Genomic DNA, 573 nt, shown 5'->3' on the forward strand with positions numbered 1-573 from the left:
TCGCGAGGCAGGCGCGCCAGGACGTCAGAACGCGCCAGTGAACCGTGCCGTCGAGCCGTGCCAACGGCACCGCGGAACGTGCCACGCGCCTCCGAGTGCCCGCTGCGCGCCGTTTCGAGACGGCCTACGCTCCACCGGATGGACGAGGTGCGGGACGCGTACGGCGCGCGGTCGGAGGAGTACGCGGCGCTGCTCGGATCGGTCGACGCGGGGCCCGCGGCCGACCGCGAGCTGATCGGGTCGTGGGCCGACGGGCTGGAGGGCACGGTCGCCGATGTGGGCTGCGGGCCCGGGCACTGGACGGAGTTCCTCCAGCGCCGCGGAGCCGCCGCTATCGGCGTCGACCCGGCGCCGGAGTTCGTCGCTCTGGCGCGGGCGCGGTTCCCGGACGTCCCGTTCCGGCTCGGCTCGGCGCTCGAGCTCGACGTCGACGGCCTCGGGGGCGTTCTCGCGTGGTACTCGCTCATCCACCTGCCGCCGGCGGAGTTGCCCGGCGCGGTCGCGGCGCTCGCCGCGCACCTCCGACCGGGCGGAAGCCTGCTGATCGGCTTCTTCGAAGGGCCGCGCACGGAG

The 573-nt window shown here is 75.4% G+C and carries 1 protein-coding gene; it reads left to right on the forward strand.

Translation table 11 applies throughout. The features are described from left to right. Positions 1–138: 138 nt before the first annotated feature. On the forward strand, positions 139–573 hold a 435-nt coding region (locus C5C27_RS17635), incomplete at its 3' end, for a trans-aconitate 2-methyltransferase (RefSeq protein WP_104315044.1).

The organism is Rathayibacter sp. AY2B7, from assembly GCF_002931635.1.
Classification (GTDB): Bacteria; Actinomycetota; Actinomycetes; order Actinomycetales; family Microbacteriaceae; genus Rathayibacter.